The 19098-nt window shown below is 72.7% G+C and carries 15 protein-coding genes; 7 read left to right on the forward strand and 8 right to left on the reverse strand.

All coding sequences use genetic code 11. The features are described 5' to 3' along the window. The first annotated feature begins 118 nt into the window (after positions 1-118). From AB0O07_RS11740 to AB0O07_RS11760, 5 genes are all read left to right on the forward strand, one after another. Complete coding sequence (locus AB0O07_RS11740) at positions 119-1144, forward strand: proline racemase family protein (protein WP_365630829.1); 1026 nt, start codon at positions 119-121, stop codon at positions 1142-1144. Further along, positions 1141-2199 carry an ornithine cyclodeaminase family protein gene (locus tag AB0O07_RS11745; protein ID WP_365630831.1) on the forward strand — a complete coding sequence of 353 codons (1059 nt, stop codon included), beginning with the start codon at positions 1141-1143 and terminating at the stop codon, positions 2197-2199. The genes AB0O07_RS11740 and AB0O07_RS11745 overlap by 4 nt, the downstream gene beginning before the upstream one ends. Further along, entirely contained in the window at positions 2196-2843 is a 648-nt protein-coding gene (locus tag AB0O07_RS11750) for a GntR family transcriptional regulator (protein WP_365630833.1), read from the forward strand. Before AB0O07_RS11745 ends, AB0O07_RS11750 begins: the two co-directional genes overlap by 4 nt. A gap of 97 nt (positions 2844-2940) precedes the next feature. After that, positions 2941-5586 carry an MFS transporter gene (locus AB0O07_RS11755; protein WP_365630835.1) on the forward strand — a complete coding sequence of 882 codons (2646 nt, stop codon included), beginning with the start codon at positions 2941-2943 and terminating at the stop codon, positions 5584-5586. Next, positions 5583-5984: a hypothetical protein gene (locus tag AB0O07_RS11760; RefSeq protein ID WP_365630837.1), complete on the forward strand. Its 402-nt coding sequence runs from the start codon at positions 5583-5585 to the stop codon at positions 5982-5984. Before AB0O07_RS11755 ends, AB0O07_RS11760 begins: the two co-directional genes overlap by 4 nt. Here the strand turns inward: AB0O07_RS11760 and AB0O07_RS11765 are convergent. After that, positions 5968-6537 (reverse strand): dienelactone hydrolase family protein, encoded by a 570-nt coding sequence (locus AB0O07_RS11765; RefSeq protein WP_365630839.1) that lies wholly within the window; start codon positions 6535-6537, stop codon positions 5968-5970. The two genes, AB0O07_RS11760 and AB0O07_RS11765, sit on opposite strands and share 17 nt — an antisense overlap. Positions 6538-6608: 71 nt before the next feature. On the opposite strand from AB0O07_RS11765, the gene AB0O07_RS11770 reads away from it, so the two are divergent. Next, positions 6609-7649: a mechanosensitive ion channel domain-containing protein gene (locus AB0O07_RS11770; protein ID WP_365630841.1), complete on the forward strand. Its 1041-nt coding sequence runs from the start codon at positions 6609-6611 to the stop codon at positions 7647-7649. A gap of 133 nt (positions 7650-7782) precedes the next feature. Here AB0O07_RS11770 and AB0O07_RS11775 read toward each other — a convergent pair whose 3' ends face one another. The 5 genes from AB0O07_RS11775 to AB0O07_RS11795 all read right to left on the reverse strand — a co-directional run bounded on the left by AB0O07_RS11775 (position 7783) and on the right by AB0O07_RS11795 (position 12970). Continuing rightward, a complete protein-coding gene (locus AB0O07_RS11775; protein WP_365630843.1) occupies positions 7783-9369 on the reverse strand; it encodes a Na+/H+ antiporter in 1587 nt (528 codons plus the stop codon). 198 nt (positions 9370-9567) lie between these two features. Next, a complete protein-coding gene (locus tag AB0O07_RS11780; RefSeq protein ID WP_365630845.1) occupies positions 9568-10050 on the reverse strand; it encodes a GNAT family N-acetyltransferase in 483 nt (160 codons plus the stop codon). Continuing rightward, positions 10047-10988: an RluA family pseudouridine synthase gene (locus AB0O07_RS11785; protein WP_365630847.1), complete on the reverse strand. Its 942-nt coding sequence runs from the start codon at positions 10986-10988 to the stop codon at positions 10047-10049. The genes AB0O07_RS11780 and AB0O07_RS11785 overlap by 4 nt, the downstream gene beginning before the upstream one ends. Positions 10989-11077: 89 nt before the next feature. Further along, positions 11078-11656 carry a signal peptidase II gene (lspA, locus tag AB0O07_RS11790; protein ID WP_365630849.1) on the reverse strand — a complete coding sequence of 193 codons (579 nt, stop codon included), beginning with the start codon at positions 11654-11656 and terminating at the stop codon, positions 11078-11080. Positions 11657-11788: 132 nt separating this feature from the next. Continuing rightward, positions 11789-12970, reverse strand: a complete 1182-nt coding sequence (locus tag AB0O07_RS11795) for a TraR/DksA C4-type zinc finger protein (RefSeq protein WP_365630851.1) — start codon at positions 12968-12970, stop codon at positions 11789-11791. Between the two features lie 638 nt (positions 12971-13608). On the opposite strand from AB0O07_RS11795, the gene ileS reads away from it, so the two are divergent. Next, entirely contained in the window at positions 13609-16797 is a 3189-nt protein-coding gene (gene ileS, locus AB0O07_RS11800; protein ID WP_365630853.1) for an isoleucine--tRNA ligase, read from the forward strand. A 57-nt stretch (positions 16798-16854) separates the two neighbouring features. Here the strand turns inward: ileS and AB0O07_RS11805 are convergent, their stop codons facing one another. Then, positions 16855-17673: a putative hydro-lyase gene (locus AB0O07_RS11805; RefSeq protein WP_365630855.1), complete on the reverse strand. Its 819-nt coding sequence runs from the start codon at positions 17671-17673 to the stop codon at positions 16855-16857. Further along, positions 17670-19025 carry an MFS transporter gene (locus tag AB0O07_RS11810; RefSeq protein ID WP_365630857.1) on the reverse strand — a complete coding sequence of 452 codons (1356 nt, stop codon included), beginning with the start codon at positions 19023-19025 and terminating at the stop codon, positions 17670-17672. The genes AB0O07_RS11805 and AB0O07_RS11810 overlap by 4 nt, the downstream gene beginning before the upstream one ends. Between the last annotated feature and the right edge of the window lie 73 nt (positions 19026-19098).

Consider the following 19098-nt stretch of genomic DNA (forward strand, 5'->3'; position numbering starts at 1 on the left):
CCCCTTCCCACCGATGCCCGCGCGCCCCCTCGCCGCCCATATGTGACGCGGACCACTACCCCTCAGTGCAATTGCAATGGTACGGTCCCGCGTCATACCCCCACCGAGGAGCGCACCCGTGACGCTGATCCAGTCCGCCCCGCTGCGGACGACCGACTACCACACGGCCGGGGAGCCGTTCCGGATCGTCGAGGAGTTGCCGATGACGATCCCGGGCCGCACCGTGGCGGAGCGCCGGATGGCCGCCGTCGCCGACCCGGAGGTGCAGCGGCTGCGCCGGACCCTCTGCTACGAGCCGCGCGGCCACGCGGACATGTACGGCGGGTTCCTCGTACCGCCCGAGGAGGGCGCCGATCTCGGGGTGCTCTTCTGGCACAAGGACGGCTTCTCGACCGCCTGCGGGCACGGCACCATCGCGCTGGGCGTCTGGGCCGTCGAGACGGGACGGGTCGCCGCCCCGGCCGACGGCACCGTCGACGTGGTGATCGACGTCCCGTCAGGACGGGTCACCGCCCGGGTCGCCCTGACCGCCTCCCGGGTGGTCTCCGTGGGCTTCCGCAACGTCCCGAGCTATGTGCTCGCCCGGGACCTCACCGTCCCGACCTCGCGCGGCGAGGTGCGGGCCACCCTCTCCTACGGCGGCGCGATCTACGCGAACGTCGACGCGTCGCACCTCGGTCTCACCGTCGCCCCCGAGCACCTCGCCGACCTCATCGCGGTCGGCCGCGAGGTGAAGTGGGCGCTCGACGGCCACGAGGCCGCCCGGCACCCCGACGACCCCCGGCTCAGCGGCGTCTACGGCACGATCCTCTTCGAGGAGGCCGGCCCCGCCGAAGGACCGGACATCCACCAGCGCAACGTCACCGTCTTCGCCGACGGCGAGGTCGACCGCTCGCCCTGCGGCTCGGGGACCTGCGCCCGGCTCGCCGTCCTCGCCGCCGACGGCCGGCTCGCCCCGGGCGCCCGGCTGCTCCACGAGTCGGTGGTCGGCTCGACATTCGTCGGCCGGCTGCTCGGCACGGCCGAAGCGGGCGGGCGGCCGGCCGTCCTGCCCGAGGTCAGCGGCATGGCGTACCGCACCGGCGAACACACCTTCCATGTGGATCCGCACGATCCGCTCGTCCCCGGGTTCGTGCTCCGATGAGCGCCGCGACCGAGCCCGCCACCGGCCTGACCGCCGACCCCGCCACCACGGGCCTGCCCACCGAGCCCGCCACCGCCGGCCTCCCGACCGGACTCTCCGGCGGCCTCCGGCTCATCGACGCGGACACGCTCCGGGCCCGCTGCTCCCCCGCCGCCGCCGTGGACGCCGTGGAGCGGGCACTGCGGGCCGGCCTCGACGCCACCGCCGGGCCCGTACGGAGCACCGTGGACCTCGGCGCCGGGCACCTTCTGCTGATGCCCGCCGAACTGGGCGGCGGCTCGGCGGGGGTGAAGGTGGCCACCGTCGCCCCCGCCAACCCGGGCCGCGGGCTCCCCCGTATCCAGGGGCTCTACCTGCTCTTCGACGCGGCCACCCTGCGCCCGACGGCGGTGCTCGACGGAGAGGCGCTCACCACGCTCCGTACCCCCGCCGTCTCCGTCGCCGCCGTACGCGGACGGCTGGCCCGGGCCGCCGCCCCGCTCCGCGTCGTCGTCTTCGGCGCCGGGCCGCAGGCGGTGGGGCATACGGACACCCTCGCCGCGACGCTCGGCCCCGGCGCGCTCCGCTCGGTCCACCATGTCGTACGCGAACCACGGCACGCCGCGCTGCCGGCCGGGAGCGGGGCGGAGGTACTGGCCGCGGGGACGGCCGCCGTGGACGCCGCGCTGGCCGCCGCGGATGTCGTCGTCTGCGCGACGACGGCGCGGACCCCGCTCTTCGACCCGGCCGTGCTCCGCCCGGACGTGACCGTGCTGGCCGTCGGCTCCCATGAGCCCGACGCCCGCGAACTCGACGCCGCACTGCTCGGCCGGGCGACGGTCGTCGTCGAGACCCCGGCCACCGCGCTGCGCGAGGCGGGCGACGTGGTGCTGGCCGTGGCCGAGGGCGTACTCGACCCGGCCGCCCTGGTCCCGATGGCCGAGGCCGTCACGGGGCGGTCCGAACTTCCGCGGGACCGCCCCGTGGTGTTCAAGAGCGTCGGCATGGCGTGGCAGGACCTCGTGGTCGCCGACGCCGTCATGAACGGATACCCGAGGAACGGAGAGACCTCGTGAGCCCCGGAGTCGCCACCGTCCGCGAGCGGGTCACCGCCGAGCTGCGCGCCGCGCTGATCAGCGGTGACCTCAGGCCCGGCGAGGTCTACTCGGCGCCGTCCCTCGCCACCCGGCTCGGCGTCTCGGCCACCCCGGTGCGCGAGGCCATGCAGGACCTCGCCCGCGAGGGCATGGTCGAGGTGGTCAGGAACACCGGGTTCCGGGTGACCGAGCTCTCCGACCGTGAGCTGGACGAGCTCGCCGAGATCCGTACGTTCATCGAGGTCCCGGCCATGGGGCTGGTCGCCGAGAAGTGCTCCGGCGCCGTCGCGGCCCGGGTCGAGGAGCTGCGGGAGACCGCCCGGGAGCTGGTCCGCGCGGCGAACACCCTCTCGATGACCGAGTTCATGCGCCTCGACACCGAGTTCCACATCGCCTTCCTCTCCCTGCACGGCAACCGCCGGCTGGTCGAGGAGGTCGCACGGCTCCGCTACCGCAGCAGGCTCTACGGCCTGGAGGCGCTGGCCAGGGCGGGCCGGCTGGAGCTGACCTCCCGGGAGCACGAGCGGATGGTGGACCTCGCCCTCGCCAGGGACCGGGCCGGGATGGAGCGGCTGATGCGGCTCCACATCGGCCATACGAGGAGGGAGTGGGCACAGCGCTGAGCAGTACCGCTCGGCGTACGGAAGACCCGACAGCACCAGTGCCATTGCAATCACACCTCCTGCCCTTGCCATCAAACCTCCACGGAGAGGCAGCACCGTGTCCACGAGCCCAGCCACCCCCGGCCCCACGAGCCCAGCCGCCCCCGAACCCACGAGCCCAGCCGCCCCCGGCCCCACCGCCCCCGGAAGAGACCTGAAACCCCTCGTCAGCGGCGCCTTCGGCAACTTCGTCGAGTGGTACGACTGGGGCATCTTCGCCGTCTTCGCGACGGTCTTCGCCGACCAGATCTTCCCCTCCGAGTCCCCCACCGCCTCGCTGCTCTCCACCCTCGTGACCTTCGCGGTCGGTTTCGCGGCCCGGCCGCTCGGCGCCGTCCTGCTCTCCCCGCTCGGCGACAAGATAGGCCGCAAACGTCTCCTCTCGTTGACCGTCCTCATGATCGGCGGTGGCAGCCTGGTCATCGGGCTGACGCCGACATACGACACGATCGGCGTGCTCGCCCCCGCGCTCTTCGTGGCCGCCCGGATCACCCAGGGCCTCTCGGCGGGCGCGGAGTTCCAGAGCGGCGCCAACTACGTGGTCGAGCACGCGCCGCCGCACCGGCGCGGCCTGTACGGCTCCTCCAACCTGGTCAGCAGCATCCTCGGAACGCTGCTCGCCACCGCCACCGGAGCGCTGCTCACCGCCGTGCTGCCGGAGTCCCAGCTCCACTCCTGGGGGTGGCGGATCCCCTTCCTGCTGGGCGCGGTGCTCGGCGCGTTCGGCCTGTTCCTCCGCTCCCGCGCGCCGGAGACCCCCGCCTTCGAGTCGCTCGCGCGGAGCGCGGCCATCGACCGGAGCCCGCTGCGCACCGTCTTCACCCACCACAGGACCGCCATGCTCCGGCTCTTCGCCATCGCGGTCTACACCTCGCCGTACTACCTGTGGACGGTGTACCTGCCGACGTACGCCCATCTGTCGAGCGGACTGCCGCTCTCCCAGACCTTCCTGGGCGGGATCATCTCGCTCGTCGTCATGATGCTGGCGATGCCCCTCACCGGCGCCCTGTCGGACCGTTACGGGCGCAAGCCCATGCTGCTGGTGACGCCGATCGGCATGGCGGTGCTGGTCTATCCGTTCCTGCGGCTGCTGGAGAACGCCGACTTCACCACGTTCCTGCTGGTGGACATCGCCGGCTGTCTGCTGATCTCGTTCACCTCGGGCACCATGGCGGCCACCTTCGTCGAACTGTTCCCCGCCGAGATCCGTACGACCGGCATCGGCGTCCCGTACAACATCGCCTCGGCACTCCTGGGCGGTACGACGCCGCTGCTCGCCACCGCGCTGACCGCCTCGGGACACGGCACCGCGCTCGCGCTGCTCATCGTCCCGCTCTCGCTCTTCTCGGTCCTCGTCCTCGTACGGCTGCCCGCCTCGCTCGGCCGCCCGCCGGCCGACCGCGCCCCCGCCGAGCCCGTGACCCCCTTGTCCCCCACGGAGGAACCCATGGCCCCCGCTCCCCGCAGGCTCGTCATCCGTGACGCGACCGTGCTCGACCCCGCCGACGGCTCCCGCACCCCCGACCAGGTGGTCGTGGTGGAGGACGGCGTCATCCGCGAGATCGGGACCACGCCGCCCCGCCTCGACGACGCCGTGGTCCTCGCGGCCCGCGGCCGCACCGTGATGCCCGGCCTGATCGACTGTCACGTCCATGTACTCGGCCTGGAGACCGACCTGGGGCGCGCCACCCAGGGCTCCCCGCTCTATCTGGCCGCCCGGTCCTCCCGGCTCCTCGGCGAGATGCTGGCGCGCGGCTTCACCACCGTACGGGACGTGGGCGGCGCCGATCACGGCCTGGCCCGCGCGGTCGCCGAGGGGTACTTCGCCGGGCCGAGGATCGTGTACGGCGGGAAGGCGCTCTCCCAGACCGGCGGCCACGGCGACTTCCGGGCGCCCGACGAGATCTGCTGCCACGCGCTGCCCGGCTCCCCCGCGATCGGCACGGTCTGCGACGGCGTCGACGCGGTGCGGCGGGCCTGCCGCGAGGAGATCCGGCACGGCGCCGAGCATCTGAAGCTCATGGTGGGCGGCGGGATCGCCTCGCCCACCGACCGGATCGACTCGGCACAGTTCTCCCGGGCCGAGATCGAGGCGGCGGTGGAGGAGGCGGAGAACGCCAACATCTATGTCACCGCCCACGCCTACACGCCGCCCACCATCGACCGGGCGCTCCGGTACGGCGTGCGCTGCATCGAGCACGGCACCCTGCTGGACGCCGGCTCCGTGGCGCTGTTCCGGGAGTACGACGCCTATCTGGTGCCCACCCTGGCGGTCGGCCGGCTGCTCGCCTCCGAGGAGGGCGCGGCGTACGGGGTGAGCGCGGAGAACCGGGCCAAGGCGGCGCGGGTGGTCGAACGCGGCCTCGCGGGGCTCGAACTCGCCCACCGGGGCGGCGTCTCCATCGCGTTCGGCACCGACTTCATCGGCCCCATGCACCCCCACCAGCTCGACGAGTTCCGGGTCAGGGCGGAGGTCCTCTCGCCGCTGGACATCCTGCGCTCCGCGTCCGTCACCGCCGCCGCGCTGCTCCGCAGGGACGGCGAGATCGGCACCCTCGCCCCGGGCGCCCGCGCCGACCTGCTCGTCGTGGACGGCGACCCGCTGGAGGACATCGGGGTGCTCGCGGACCCGGAGCGGCGGCTGGCCGCGATCGTCGCCGCCGGACGGGTCGTCAAGGACACCACGGCGGAGCTCTCCCGGTGACCGGCCCCAGGTCGTTCCTGCTGCTCCGCCCCGCCGCGGGGCGGGTGGCCGAGGTCGTCGCGTACTACCGGGAGCACGGGGTGATCGAGGCGGCCGTACCGTACGGGGTGGTCGAGGGCGAGCTGCTGCACCCCCGCGAGGACCCCGGGGACCTGCTCGTCACCTCCCTGTGGGCAGGACCCGAGGGGTACGCCGCCTGGCGCGCCGCCCCCGGCCGGGCCGCCCTGCTCGCGGGCCTCTCCCCGCTGCTCGACACGGCCGGGCCGGACGCCGTACGGGCCTGGACCGCCCCCGCCGCCACGGCGCCCGGCGACGTCTACCACCCGGGTACGCCCCTGGTCGTGGCCCACTCGGTAGGGACCGGGGAGAGCCGCCTCGGACTCAGAGCGAGTCGATGAAGGCGAGTCCGGTGCGCCAGGCTGCCTCGGCGGCCTCCTCGTCGTGGTCGGGGAGGTCCGGGTCGGTGAAGAGGTGGCCGGCGCCCGGGTAGCGGTAGATCTCCACCTCCGCGCCCGCCTGCCGCATCCGCAGATACCAGGCGGTCAGCCAGTCGTGCGGCTCGAACGGGTCGGGGTCGGCGACATGGAGCTGGACGGGCAGCTCGTCCACCGCGGCGTTCTCGGCGATGTCCGACGTGCCGTGCAGGAGCAGCAGCCCGCGCGCCTTCGTGTCGCCCAGCGCCAGGTTCTGCGCGATGGACCCGCCGAGCGAGAACCCCGCGTACACCAGTCCGCGCTCCGAGTACGGGGCCGCGGCGAGCACCGCGCGGCGCAGCAGTTCCTCCTTGCCGATCCGGTCCTTCAGCGCCACGCCCTCCTCCACCGTGGCGGCGGTTTCCCCCGCGAAGAGGTCGGGCACGCGCACCTCGTGCCCGGCGGCCCGGAGCCGGTCGGCTGCGGCGTGCACCGCCGGGCGGAGACCGTACATGGAGTGGAAGAGCATGATGTCCATCCGGACATCCTGCCAGCCACGGGCCGTACCCCTCGGCCCCACCCGCCCCACGAGAGGGACACCGACCAACCATGGAGAACGCGCTGCGCCCCCTGATCGTGCTCGGCGGCACGGTCGTCCTCACGCTGGCCCTGGGCTGGGCCTTCGACCTGCTGCTGCGCCGCGCCGGCCACCGCCATCCGGAGACCCCCCTGTGGGGGCTGCTGCGGCGGTGCGGGATACCGCTCCAGGTGCTGGTGCTGACCTCGCTGCTGCGCGGCACGTACCGGGAGACCGGCTGGCAGGTCATCGAGGACTACCACACGGACATCGGCCGGGCGCTCTCCCTGGTGATCATCGGGGCCGGTGCCTGGCTGGTGGTCCGGGTGGTCTCGGTGGTGGTCGAGTCGTCGTACGCGCGGTACGCGGCCACGGCCGCCGACCCGGCCCGGGTCCGCCGGGTCCGTACCCAGGTCACCCTGCTGATGCGGATCGTGATCGCGGCCGTCGTGGTGGTCGCGGCGGCGGCGATGCTGCTGACCTTCCCGGATCTGCGGAGCATCGGTACGTCGATGCTGGCCTCGGCCGGGATCATCGGCATCGTCGCCGGTGTGGCCGCGCAGTCCACGCTGAGCAATCTCTTCTCCGGGCTCCAGATCGCCTTCGGCGACATGGTGCGGATCGGGGACACCGTGGTGGTGGACGGCGAGTACGGGGTGGTCGAGGAGATCACGCTCACCTTCCTCGCCGTACGGACCTGGGACGAGCGGCGGATCACCATGCCGGTCTCGTACTTCACGGCCAACCCGTTCGAGAACTGGTCGCGCGGCGGCTCCCAGGTGACCGGCACGGTCTTCCTCCAGCTCGACCACACCGCGCCGGTGCCGCTGATGCGCGAGCGGCTCGCGGAGATCCTGGCGGAGTGCCCGGAGTGGGACGGCCGGGACGCGAGCCTGGCCGTCACGGACACCACCCCGACCACCATCGAGGTACGGGCGGCGGTCACCGCGAAGGACGCGTCCGACCTCTGGACGGTGCGGTGCGCGGTACGGGAGGGGATGGTGGCCTGGCTGGCGGCCGAACACCCGTACGCCCTGCCCAGGATCGGCGGCGAGGGCGCCGACCGCCGCTGAGCCGGACGCGGAGGCGGGCACGTGGGCGGGCGCCGGGCGCGGGGCGCGGGCTCCGTCGGCGCCCGGCAGCCCGGCGCCCCGTACCCGGCGCGACCCGACGCCCCCGGCAGGGTGCCGGGGGGGCCGCCCGGCCTCAGTGCATGCTGCGGACGTCGAGCTGGCGCAGCACGCGGTCGACGATCTCCGGGTCGGAGCCGGGCTCGTTCCGCGCGGAGAGCACCTCGTGGCGGGCGGCCGACATCATCTCGCGCTGGATGCGCAGCACCGTCTTGCCGCGCGCGACCCGGTGCGCGGCCCACTCACGGCGCTCGTCGTCCGCCAGGTCGGGGCTGATCCGCAGCCCGATGTCGAACGACACCCGCGCCAGCCGCTCGCTGATGTCCTCCGGGATCTCCTCGGCCGCCTCGATCTCCTTGAGCCGCCCCCGCGCGGCCTTCGCGGCGCGCACCGCGAGGGAGTGCTCCAGCTCGTGCTCGGCGTTGGTGTCGGCCCGTACCCCCAGCCGCTTCACCAGCCAGGGCAGCGTGAGCCCCTGGACGACGAGGGTCGCCATGATCACGGCGAACGCGATGAAGATGATCTCCTCGCGGCCCGGGAACGGCTCCCCGCTCTCCGTCTCCAGCGGGATGGCGAGCGCCAGCGCGACCGAGGCCACCCCGCGCATCCCGGCCCACCACATCACCACGGTCTCGCGCCAGTTGGTGGGGAGTTCCTCGTCGACGTCGCGGAGCTTGTGCATCCGGGTGGCCAGCCAGCTCGCGGGCAGCAGCCACAGCAGCCGGACGAAGACGACGACCCCGACCACCGCGCCGCCCCAGCCGAGCATCTCGGTGACATGGCCCTCGGCGGCGCCGAACGCGTTGTGCAGCTCCAGGCCGATGAGGCCGAAGGCGACCCCGGTCACCAGCGTGTCCACGACCTGCCAGAAGGAGTTGCCGGCCAGCCGCCCCATCACGTCGTCGGCGTCCGCCGTGTGCGTGGCGAGGAAGAGCGCGGTGGTGAGGACGGCGAGCACCCCGGAGCCGTGCAGCTCCTCCGCCAGGACGTAGCTGACGAAGGGCACCAGCAGCGAGAGGCCGATCTGGAGGGTCGCGTCGCCGAGCAGCGACATCAGCTTGTTGGTGACCCAGCCGAGGGCGAGCCCGACCACCACGGCCACCGCCGCGGAGAGGAAGAGCGAGCCGACCGCGCCGGGCCAGGAGAAGGTGCCGCTGACAGCCGCCGCGATGGCCACGTGGTAGAGCACGATCGCGGTGACGTCGTTGAACAGGCCCTCGCCCTCCAGGATGGAGACGAGCCGGCGCGGCAGTCCGAGCGTGCCGGCGACGGCGGTCGCCGCCACCGGGTCGGGCGGCGCCACCAGCGCGCCGAGCGCGACGGCGGCGGCGATCGGTAGGCCCGGCACGATCGAGTTGGCGACGGCGGCGACGGCGGCCGTGGTCACGAAGACCAGCGCGACCGCCAGCAGGAAGATGGGTCTGATGTTCGCCGTGAACTGGCGCCAGGAGGTGCGCTGCACGGCGGCGTAGAGCAGCGGTGGCAGCAGCAGCGGCAGGATGAAGTCCGGCGGCACCTGCACATTCGGTACGAAGGGCAGCAGGGCCAGGACGACACCGACGATCGTCATCAGCACCGGCGAGGGGAGCCCGAGACGGTCCCCGAGCGGGACGGTGAGCACCGCCCCCAGCAAGAGGACGATCAGCAGTGCCAACTGGTCCACGGTGGGCCCTCCGGGGGTCGAACGACAGGAGAAGACAAGGGTAAGGAAGGCCACAAGCCTCCCACGGGCCCCATCCGCCCCAGAGCCGGGCCCCGGCCACCGCACGCGGACCCCACCGGGAACGTCAGGCGCCGCCGGGCGGTGCCCGTTCCGCCCGTACGGCCGGGAGCGCGGTCCCCGTGTCGGGGAGAGCGCCGCTCAGCCCGTACGGAGCTCCCGGCGCATCGCCCGGTGTGCCATGCCCGCGTCGTCGAACTCGGGGCCGTAAGCCGCGTATCCGAGCCGCTCGTAGAAGCCGAGCGCGTGCGTCTGCGCGTGCAGGTCGACGGCGTTCAGTCCGCGCTCGCGGGCCGCCCCCTCGACGGCCCGCACCAGCGCCCCGCCGATGCCGAGCCCCCGGGCCGCCGACGCCACCGCGAGCCGCCCCAGGGAGCCGGTCCCCGGATCGCCGCCGGTACGGTCGGCCGCGCCGGGCCCGTACAGCAGCCGCGCTGTGCCCAGCGGCGCCCCGTCGTCGGCGCGGACGGCCAGGACGTGGAGGGCGTCGCCGTCCCGCCCGTCGTACTCCAGTTCCTGGGCCACGCCCTGCTCCTCGACGAAGACCGCGCGCCGGACCGCGAAACACGCCGCGAGGTCCGCCGGGCCCTCGGCCACCCGTACGGTGTGCAGGGGTGCGCTCACGCGTTGCTCTCCGCCCTGACCCGGTCCAGCGCGCCCTGGAGGTCGTCGGGGTACTCCGAGGCGAACTCGACCCACCGCCCGTCCGAGGGGTGCTCGAAGCCGAGGCGTACGGCGTGCAGCCACTGCCGGGAGACGCCGAGCCGCTTGGCCAGGGTGGGGTCGGCGCCGTAGGTCAGATCGCCGACGCAGGGGTGGCGGTGGGCGGCCATGTGGACCCGGATCTGGTGGGTGCGGCCCGTCTCCAGCTTGATGTCGAGCAACGAGGCGGAGCGGAACGCCTCGATCAGGTCGTAGTGGGTGACCGACGGCTTGCCCTCGGCGGTGACGGCCCACTTGTAGTCGTGGTTCGGGTGGCGGCCGATGGGCGCGTCGATCGTGCCGCTCATCGGGTCCGGGTGCCCCTGCACCAGCGCGTGGTAGCGCTTGTCGACCACACGCTCCTTGAACTGCGCCTTGAGCAGGGTGTAAGCGCGCTCCGACTTGGCCACGACCATCAGCCCGGAGGTCCCGACGTCCAGCCGGTGCACGATGCCCTGGCGCTCGGCGGCGCCGGAGGTCGAGATGCGGTAGCCCGCGGCGGCCAGCCCGCCGATGACGGTGGTGCCGGTCCAGCCGGGGCTGGGGTGCGCGGCGACGCCGACCGGCTTGACGATCACGACGATGTCGTCGTCGTCGTGGACGATCTCCATGCCCTCGACGGGCTCGGCGACGATCTGGACGGGCGCCGGCGCGGCCGGCATCTCGACCTCCAGCCAGGCCCCGCCGTTCACGCGCTCGGACTTCCCGACCGTGGCGCCGTCGACCTGGACCTTCCCGGCGGCGGCCAGCTCGGCCGCCTTCGTACGGGAGAAGCCGAACATACGGGCTATGGCGGCGTCGACGCGCTCGCCCTCCAGGCCGTCGGGCACGGGCAGGGTTCTGATCTCGGGAAAGCTCACCTGTCGAGTATGCCTTGTGGCTACGACACCCCCGACCGCGTGCCGGTCGGGGGCCTGGCGGCGAGGGGCCCGGCGGCGGCCCCGGCGCCTCAGTCCTTGTGGACGGTCCCGTCCGGGTCGAGCCCCCGGAAGGAGAGCAGGACGATCAGGATGCCGCCGCAGACGATGGCGGAGTCGGCGAGGTTGAAGACCGCGAAGTTCTTGGGCGAGATGAAGTCCACCACGGCGCCCTGGAAGACCCCCGGCGAGCGGAAGATCCGGTCGGTGAGGTTGCCGAGCGCGCCGCCGAGGAGGAGTCCGAGGGCGATCGCCCAGGGCAGGCTGTAGAGCTTGCGGGCGAGCCGGGCGATCACCACGATGACCGTCGCCGCGATGATCGTGAAGATGACGGTGAACGCCTCGCCGATGCCGAAGGCGGCACCCGCGTTCCTGATCGCCTCGAACTTCAGCAGATCGCCGATGACCTCGATCGGCTCGTGGTGCTCCAGCTTCGCCACCACCAGCATCTTGCTGCCGAGGTCCAGCAGATACGCGAGGGCGGCGACGATGAAGAGGGCGGCGATCTGGCGCTTGCCCTTCGGCTGCCCGGCCGGGGCCGTGGCGCCGTCGTCGCGGGTGTTCTCGTTGTCAACGGACGGCGTACCGATGCTGCGCTCCGCCTCTGTCACGTGAGTCCCTCAAGGTGCTGGAGTACGGGTACCTGACTGAGGACGAGGGTACGTCACACCGGTACCCCCGTCCTCCAGGTCAGGGCTTCCTTCCGGGCCGCGCGGCCGTACGTCCGTACGGCCGCCGCCCGGCTACCCCCGCCGCTCCTGCTTCTGCTTGTCCTCCACGCAGAGGGTGGCCCGGGGGAACGCCTGCATCCTGGCCTTCCCGATCGGTTTGCCGCAGACCTCGCAGAGGCCGTACGTGCCCGCGTCGAGCCGGAGCAGCGCCCGCTCGGTCTGCTCCAGCATCTCGCGGGCGTTGGCGGCGAGCGCCATCTCGTGCTCCCGGGTGATGTTCTTCGTCCCGGTGTCCGCGTCGTCGTCCCCCGCCCCGTCCCCGGAGTCCCGCATCAGCCCGGTCAGGGCGGCCTCGGACGAGGCGATCTCGGCGGTGAGTCGGGCGGTCTCGCGTTCGAGACCGGTCCGCGCCTCCGCGACCTCGTCCGGGGTCCAGGGGTCCTCACCGGGCCGTACCGCGAGTTCCTCGGGCGGTGTCGCTGCGGCCTGCGCCGTGGTCACCCCGGCGCGCGCGGTCTTCTTGGCTTCCACCGTGTTGGCTCCCGTCTCTTCCGCGGCCTGGGCCGCCCCCTCGGCCGCGGACGCGGCCTGCTTCGCAGGTGCCTTGCTCACCGGCGTCCTCCTGGCGGGTGTCTTCCGCGCGGCCGCCTTCTTCGTGGCCGCCTTCCCGCCCGGAGTCCTCGTGCCCGGCGCCTTCGTACCCGGTGCGCTCTCAGCCGCCGCACCCCTGGCAACCCCCGCCCTGGCGGTCGCCTTCTTGGCGGCGACCTTCTTGGCCGCCGTCTTCTTGACGGCTGCTTTCTTGGTCACTGCCTTCTTGATGGCCGCTTTCCTGGTGGCGGACTCCTTTGCAGCCGCCTCCTCGGTGGCCGCTTCCTTGGTAGCCGCCTCCTTGGCAGCCGCCTCCTCGGTGGCCGCTTCCTTGGTAGCCGCCTCCTTGGCAGCCGCCACCTCGGTGGCCGCCTCCTTGGCAGCCGCCTCCTTGGCAGCCGCCACCTCGGTGGCCGCTTCCTCGATGGCGGACCCCTGAGTCGTCGTCCTCCTGGCGACCGCCTTCCGCCCGGTCCTCTTCACCGTCTTCTTCGCGGTCTTCTTCGCGCTCTTCTCAGCGGGCGCCCGCGGGGCGACCGCCCCCGCGACCGCCGCCGGCGTGCCGGCCTTCGCCGTCGCCTTCTTGGCTGTCGCCTTCTTCGCCGCCGCCTTCTTCGCGACGGCCTTCTTCGCCGCCCCAGTGGTCGTCTTCTTCGCCACCATGGCAGCGGCCCCTTCACCTAGCGCGCGAGCCCCTTCACACAGCGCGACAGTGGCGCGATATCCCGCTCGCGAATCGTGCTGGGACGATAAATCGACATCAGCCCCGCGGCAACGGGGCACGCCGCCTCTCCGACCCCTCCCCGTGCCACGGGAAGACGGGTCTCCATCCGTTGTGCCCAGCTCCCCGCCGGGTAATCCGGCACCGCCCGCGCCACCCGGCGCGCGGCCCCCGGTACAACCATCCGGGTCATCCGCTCGCCCGTACGGCGCCGCCGCCCGCACCCCGCATCCCCGGGCGCGCCCTCCCCGTTCCCCCGCCCGAAAACCGGTCGGCCGGGGAGCCCTCCGCCCCGTACACTGGCTTCCAGCGAGAGGCGTGGATGGGGACGAGTAGCGTCGTACGCGGCCATGAGCGACCCGGGGGCGGTGCGAGCCCGGGGGCAGAGCGCGACGCGAAGGATCACCCCGGAGCCGCCGGAAGAAAGCCCAGGTCACCCCCGGGCGAGTAGAACCGGCAGCGCTACCCCAATGAGGGGGTCACGGGCGGCGACGTCCGGGGCCAAGGAGGGTGGTACCGCGGGAGCCCAGCTCTCGTCCCTTCGACGGAGATGCCGCAGTTCCGCCGGAGGAAGCGCCCCATGACACCAGAACCCTCGACACCCGCCGCCGCGCCGACCCCCGGGACGGCCGGGCCCCGGTACCGCCAGGTGCCCGCCCAGGTCGACCTGCCCGCGCTGGAGCACGCCGTGCTCGACCTGTGGCGCGAGAACAAGGTGTTCGAAAAGTCCGTCGAACAGTCCGAGGGCCGCCCCGAGTGGGTCTTCTACGAGGGCCCGCCCACCGCCAACGGCATGCCGGGCGCCCACCACATCGAGGCCCGCGTCTTCAAGGACGTCTTCCCGCGCTTCCGCACCATGCGCGGCTACCACGTCGCCCGCAAGGCCGGCTGGGACTGCCACGGCCTCCCGGTCGAACTGGCCGTCGAGAAGGAGCTGGGCTTCACCGGCAAGAAGGACATCGAGGCGTACGGCATCGCCGAGTTCAACGCCAAGTGCCGCGAGTCCGTCACCCGCCACACCGACGCGTTCGCCGAGCTGACGACGCGCATGGGGTACTGGACCGACCTCGACAACGCGTACCGGACCATGGACCCGGAGTACGTGGACTCCGTCTGGTGGTCGCTGAAGGAGATCTTCGGCAAGGGCCTGCTCGTCCAGGACTACCGCGTCGCCCCCTGGTGCCCGCGCGACCAGACCGGCCTCTCCGACCACGAACTGGCCCAGGGGTACGAGACGGTCGTCGACCCCTCCGTCTTCGTCCGCTTCCCCCTCACCTCGGGCCCGCTGGCCGGTGAGGCGTCCCTGCTGGTCTGGACGACGACCCCGTGGACCCTGGTCTCCAACACCGCCGTCGCCGCCCACCCCGACGTCCGGTACGTGGTCGCGACGGACGGCACGGAGCGCCTCGTCGTCGCCGAGCCGCTGGTGGCGAAGGCCCTCGGCGAGGGCTGGGAGGTCACCGGGGCGTCCTTCACGGGGAGCGAGATGGAGCGCTGGACATACCAGCGCCCCTTCACCCTCGTGGACTTCCCCGCCGAGGCCCACTACATCGTCAACGCGGCGTATGTGACCACGGAGGACGGTACGGGCCTGGTCCACCAGTCCCCCGCCTTCGGCGAGGACGACCTCCTGGTCTGCCGCTCGTACGGCCTCCCGGTCGTCAACCCGGTCCGCCCCGACGGCACCTTCGAGGAGGACATCCCGCTGGTCGGCGGCGTCTTCTTCAAGAAGGCCGACGAGACCCTGACGGCGGACCTCAAGGAGCGCGGACTGCTCTTCCGCCATGTTCCGTACGAGCACAGCTACCCGCACTGCTGGCGCTGCCACACCGCGCTCCTCTACTACGCGCAGCCGTCCTGGTACATCCGTACGACCGCCGTCAAGGACCGGCTGCTGGAGGAGAACGAGCGGACCAACTGGTTCCCCGACTCGGTCAAGCACGGCCGGTACGGCGACTGGCTCGACAACAACGTCGACTGGGCGCTCTCCCGCAACCGCTACTGGGGCACCCCGCTGCCCATCTGGCGCTGCGAGGAGGGCCACCTCACCTGCGTCGGCTCCCGCGCCGAGCTGACCGCGCTGACCGGCACCGACCAGAGCGCCCTCGACCCGCACCGCCCGTACATCGACGCGGTGACCTTCCCCTGCACCCAGGACGGCTGCGCGCTGACCGCCGTCCGGGTCCCCGAGGTCATCGACGCCTGGTACGACTCGGGGTCCATGCCGTTCGCGCAGTGGGGCTACCCGTACCGGAACAAGGAGCTCTTCGAGAAGCGCTACCCGGCGCAGTTCATCTCGGAGGCCATCGACCAGACGCGCGGCTGGTTCTACACCCTGATGGCCGTCGGCACCCTCGTCTTCGACAGGTCGAGTTACGAGAACGTCGTCTGCCTCGGCCATATCCTCGCCGAGGACGGCCGGAAGATGTCCAAGCACCTGGGCAACATCCTCCAGCCGATCCCGCTGATGGACCAGCACGGCGCCGACGCGGTCCGCTGGTTCATGGCGGCCGGCGGCTCGCCCTGGTCGGCCCGGCGGGTGGGGCACGGCACGATCCAGGAGGTCGTCCGCAAGACCCTCCTCACGTACTGGAACACGGTCGCCTTCCAGGCGCTGTACGCCCGTACCTCCGACTGGGCGCCGAGCGCCGCCGACCCGGCCCCGGCCGACCGGCCGCTCCTCGACCGCTGGCTGCTGAGCGAGCTGCACGCGCTGGTCGACCAGTGCACGCAGGCGCTGGAGGCGTACGACACCCAGCGCGCCGGCAAGCTCCTCTCCGCCTTCGTCGACGACCTCTCCAACTGGTACGTGCGCCGCTCGCGCCGCCGCTTCTGGCAGGGCGACAAGGCGGCGCTGCGCACCCTGCACGACGTGGTCGAGACGGTGACACGGCTGATGGCCCCGCTGACCCCGTTCATCACCGAGCGGGTCTGGCAGGACATGATCGTCCCGGTCACCCCGGACGCCCCCGAGTCGGTGCACCTGGCGACCTGGCCGGTGCCCGAGCTGCCGGCGATCGACCCGACGCTCTCCCGCCAGATGGTCCTGGTACGGCGCCTGGTGGAGCTGGGCCGGGCGACCCGGGCCGAATCGGGGGTGAAGACCCGTCAGCCGCTCTCCCGCGCCCTGATCGCGGCGACCGGCTTCGAGGCGCTCTCGCCCGAACTGCGCGCGCAGATCACCGAGGAGCTGAACGTCTCCGCTCTGGCGACCCTCTCCGAGGTGGGCGGCTCGCTGGTCGACACTACGGCGAAGACCAACTTCCGCGCGCTGGGCAAGCGCTTCGGCAAGGGCGTCCAGGCGGTGGCGAAGGCGATCGCCGAGACGGACGCGGCGGCCCTCTCGACGGCGCTGCGCGAGGGCACGGCGGCGGTGACCGTGGACGGCGAGAGCGTCCCGCTCGCCCCGGACGAGGTGATCATCACGGAGACGCCCCGCGAGGGCTGGTCGGTGGCCTCCGACTCCGGTGCGACGGTCGCCCTCGACCTGGAGATCACCCCGGAGCTCCGCAGGGCGGGCCTGGCCCGTGACGCGATCCGGCTGATCCAGGAGGCCCGTAAGAACAGCGGGCTGGACGTGGCGGACCGGATCGAGGTCCGCTGGGCCTCCCCGGACGAGTCGACGGTGGAGGCGCTGGTGGCGCACGCGCCGCTGATCGCGGACGAGGTCCTGGCGACGGAGTTCGGCCGGGGCGACGCGGACGGCTCGTACGGCTCCCCGTTCGAGGACGAGGGGCTGAACCTCACCTTCCGCCTCCGCAAGGTGTGACCACGGGGGCATGAGAGTGCGGGCCCGGGGCTGCTGCCCCGGGCCCGCACTCTCATGTCACTCCGTACCGGCGTCGACGGTGTGGTCGAAGACGAACATGTGCCCGGGGTGGTGCGTGATGGTGTACGCGGCCTTCACCGCGGGCAACGCGAGCTGCGGGGTGACCCCGCAGGCCCAGAAGACGGGCACATCACCCGGTTCGACGACCGGCGAGGGCCCGAAGTCCGGCCGCCCGAGGTCGGCGATGCCGAGCGCCGCCGGATCGCCGATGTGCACCGGCGCCCCGTGTCCCGCCGGGTAGCGGGCGGTGACCTCCACGGCGCGCGCCACCAGCGGTGCGGGGATCGCCCGCATGCTCACCACGAGGGGCCCGGAGAGCCGCCCGGCGGGCCGGGTCTCCACGTCGGTCACATAGACGGGCGGCGCGGCCGACTCCGCCGCGTACCGTACGGGGACGCCAGCCGCCCGCAGCGGCCCCTCGAAGGTGTGGCTGCACCCGAGCAGGAAGCCGACCGCGTCGTCCCGCCAGTACGCCGTGATGTCGGTGGGCTCGGCGACCGGTTCCCCGTCCTGCCAGACCCGGTAGCGGGGCAGGCCGGTCCTCAGGTCGGCGACAGTGCTGCCGAGCCGTACCACCGGGTCGCCGGGCTCGGTGACCGCGAGCACCGGGCAGGGCTTGGGGTTACGGGTGCAGTAGAGCAGGAAGTCGTAGGCGAGGTCCTGCGGGACGATCACCAGGTTGGCCTGCTGGTAGCCGTCGAGCAGCCCGGCCGTGGGCCCGGTCCACTCGCCGGCCGCCACCAGGGCGCGCAGCTCCGCCGGGGTGGCGGGGACGCGACCGGCCACCGGGACCGGCCCGGATCCTGCCGCCGTCATGCCAGCTCCGTCCGGCTGGACTCCCGTACGGTGCGCAGCGTCAGCAGCGCCATGGCCGAGGCCGCCATCAGCAGATAGCCGGGGGCGAGCAGGTCCCCGGTGGTGGCGATCAGCCAGGTGGCGAGGTACGGGCTGAGCCCCCCGCCGACGATGGTGCCGATGTTGAAGCTGAAGGAGAGGCCCGTGTACCGCACCCGGGTCGGGAACATCTCCGCGTACGTCGGATAGGTCACCGACTGGACGATCGGCATGGGCAGCGCGAGCACCACCATGGCGAGGACGGCGAGCGGGAAGCTGCCGAGCCCCATGACGAGCATGGCGGGCACCACCAGGACCGCGTATCCGGCGAAGCCGACCGTGATCAGCCGCTTCCGTCCCCACCGGTCGGAGAGCCCGCCGAAGACGGGCATGAGACAGGCCACGAAGAGGCTGATCCCGCCCATGATCCAGAAGGTGGAGGACTTGGCGTAGCCGAGGTCGGTGGTGAGGTAGATGTTCATGAAGATGAGCCCGACCCAGTAGCCGCAGTTGGAGCCGATGGCGAGCAGGGTCACCTTGAGCACGGCGGCGCGGTGTTGGGTGAGGACCTCGGTCAGCGGCGCCTTGGCCGTGGTCTTCTCCGACTTCTGCGCGAGGAAGGACTCGGAGTCCTCCAGCCGCTTGCGGGCGATCAGCGCGACCGCGATCAGCGGCAGCGAGAGCAGGAAGGGGATGCGCCAGCCGTAGGCGTCGAGCTGACGGTCGTCCAGCACGGTCGTGGTGACCCCGGCGACCAGCGCCGCGGTCCCGCCGCCGAGGGCGACGCCGACCGGGGTGAACGAGCCGAAGAAGCCGCGCTTGCCGCTCGGCGCCGACTCGGCCAGATAGGTGGCGGACCCGGTCACCTCGCCGCCCGCGAAGAACCCCTGGGCGAGCCGGACCAGGAGCAGCGCCAGCGGCGCGGCCACCCCGATGGTCTCGGCGGTGGGCAGCAGCCCGACGGCGGCCGTGGCGCTGCCCATGCCGACGACGGTGAAGATGAGCACCGGTTTTCGGCCGACCCGGTCGCCCAGCCTGCCGAGCACGATGCCGCCCAGCGGCCGCATCAGGAAGGCGCTGCCGAAGACCGCCAGGGTGGCGAGGAGTGCGGCGGTGGGGTCGTCGCCGGGGAAGAAGTGCGGGCCGATGATGACCGCGAGATAGCTGTAGACGCCGAACTCGTAGTACTCGATGGCCGTGCCGGCGGAGGCCGCCAGGGCCGCCCGGCGCGAACGGCTCCGCGCCGCCTCGCCGTCCGTCGGGTGGGTGTTCGACGAGGCCGGACCGCGCCCCGTCCCTCCGGGGTCTTCGACCGTCGTTGGTAGGCTTTTCATGGGTGTTCTCCGGAATCCGACATGTCCTGTGGCGGGATGTGCTGTCAGTCGTGCGGGCTTCTGTTCTGCGGTC

This window comes from Streptomyces sp. NPDC093085 (assembly GCF_040683935.1).
In the GTDB taxonomy this organism is placed as follows: Bacteria; Actinomycetota; Actinomycetes; order Streptomycetales; family Streptomycetaceae; genus Streptomyces.